This window comes from Microbacterium sp. UBA3486, assembly GCF_002377845.1.
GTDB classification, from domain to species: domain Bacteria; phylum Actinomycetota; class Actinomycetes; order Actinomycetales; family Microbacteriaceae; genus Microbacterium; species Microbacterium maritypicum_A.
The window spans coordinates 40621-42616 of the sequence record NZ_DFQP01000087.1 but is presented as its reverse complement, the minus strand read 5'-3'; the positions used below and the strand labels follow the sequence as shown (position 1 = coordinate 42616).

General features: G+C 68.7%; 2 protein-coding genes and 1 pseudogene. 2 read left to right on the top strand and 1 reads right to left on the bottom strand.

Going from position 1 to position 1996, the window contains the following annotated elements:
- On the bottom strand, positions 1-109 hold a 109-nt coding region (locus B2869_RS18785; RefSeq protein WP_414683277.1), incomplete at its 3' end, for a hypothetical protein.
- Between the two features lie 296 nt (positions 110-405).
- On the opposite strand from B2869_RS18785, the pseudogene B2869_RS13845 reads away from it, so the two are divergent.
- Together B2869_RS13845 and B2869_RS13840 are read left to right on the top strand one after the other, a co-directional pair.
- Positions 406-903, top strand: a pseudogene (locus B2869_RS13845) (ATPase, T2SS/T4P/T4SS family); the annotation flags it as partial.
- 3 nt (positions 904-906) lie between these two features.
- Complete coding sequence (locus tag B2869_RS13840) at positions 907-1869, top strand: type II secretion system F family protein (protein WP_292767734.1); 963 nt, start codon at positions 907-909, stop codon at positions 1867-1869.
- Positions 1870-1996: the final 127 nt, after the last annotated feature.

Sequence of the window (1996 nt, the reverse complement as noted above, 5' to 3'; positions counted from 1 at the left end):
GTCGCTCGACCCCGGCCTCCTCCCCGGTGCGGTCCTCGCTGATCCTCAGATAGACCAGCACCTGCTCCGTGATCGTCCCGGTGCTGCTCGTCGTTGCCCTAGAGAGCATGACGACCGCCCCGATCGGAGCCCTGCCTCAAGGACACATCGAAGGGGCATCGCGCCAGTGCGCGAAGCACCTCCTTCGAGGACCGATCGACTGCCAGGCGGGTTGCCTGCAGCGTCGCTGCGACGACTAGGTTGTTCTCGCGGCAGTAACGCTCGATGGCTCGTCGCTGTGCTGTTGCATCCCCGCCAACGGCTCGCGCGCGGGCCACCCGCACGTACGCCACGACGTTCTTCTTGCGTTCGACATCCATGCCGATCACCTCCACTGACTAGGTGCGTCAGATGCACCAAGTGGAGAAGACGACGGTGCTGGCCGCACTGCTGGATCTCGCCCCACCGCACGAGCGCATCCTCACGATCGAGGACGTGGCGGAGCTGCGGTTGAGGCATCCGCACGCCGTGTCTCTCGAAACGCGTCAGGCGAGCGCGGAAGGGGTCGGGGAGGTCTCGGTCGATCGACTGCTGCGGGAAGCGTTGCGCATGCGGCCCGACCGCATCGTGCTCGGCGAGTGCCGCGGTGCCGAGATCTCGACGCTCCTGGCAGCACTGAACACCGGCCACGACGGCGGCGCCGGAACCCTCCACGCGAGCCGTCTGGAAGAAGTGCCCTCGCGCCTCGAAGCGCTGGGTGCGCTCGCGGGATGGACGCCGGAAGCGCTCGCTCGACAGGCCGTCAGTGCACTGCACGCGATCGTCCACGTCGAACGGGGTGCTCTCGGCCCTCGGGTGCGCGCGATCGGCGGTCTCGAGCTCACCGGTGACCGGTTGCTCGGAGTGCGAAGGGTGGTGGCGTAGCGCGTGTGGAAGCGACTCCGGTCCCTCGCCCGGTCACGAATCGCTTCAGCTTCGGGCTCGGCTTCGAGCGTCACCGCGCATCAACGGAATGAGGCGACGGTCGTCGCGGAACGAGCAGCGGCGCTCCTTCGCGGGGGAGTGCCGCCCGGTCGGGCGTTCGCAGTGATCGCCGCCGACGCAGAGCCGACCTCTGCCACAAGAATCATCGCCGCCCGTGTGGCAGACGGAGTCCCGGTCGCCTCCGCGCTCGCAGCGACCCCCGATCCGGAATGGCGCGTGCTGGCAGTCGCCTGGCGCCTCGCCGAAGCATGCGGTGCTCCGCTCGCCCCCGCGCTCCAACGCATCGCGTATGCGTTGCGCGAACTCGACCAGTTGCGGGAACGACGATCCGTGCTCCTGGCGGGTCCGCGGGCGACGGTGCGCATGGTTGCGGCCCTGCCGATCCTCGCGCTGCTGCTCGGCCTGCTGCTCGGATTCGATCCGATACCGGTGCTGTTCAGCGGGATGGGGGCGGCGATCGCGGCGATCGGCATCGGTCTGCTCGGCATCGGCGTGTACTGGTCTCGCGCCATGCAGCATCGAACCGCGAGTGACGATCACATCGCCGGTCTGCCGTTCGAACTGCTCTGGGTCGCGCTGGGAGGCGGCGCCCCTCCTTCCGCGGCACTGAGACACGTGGTGGATCGCGTGGACCAGTACGGGGCCGAGTGGATCGCCTTCGACGACTTCTGTTCCGGGAGCCCGCTGCTGTCGACGATCGCCGCTGCGGAAGCCGCCGGTGTTCCGATGCGCCCGCTGCTGCTCGAACACGCGGATGCAGAGCGCGTGGCCTCTGCTGCGCGACTGGAACGGGAGGCGGAACGCCTCGGCGTGCGCGTGCTGGTGCCCCTGGGGGTCTGCGTGCTGCCCGCCTTCATCGTGCTCGGCGTGCTGCCGGTGGTGCTGTCCATGTTCGGGGCTGTGTGATGCTTCTCCGACAGCGTTCGTACTCCACAGGGGATGGCGATCGCATCGGCGTTCGGGTTCTCCACAGATCGTTCGTCGGGCCGCGTCGGGCCGAGCCTCTCCCGTGAGGATGGATGCACCGGCGATC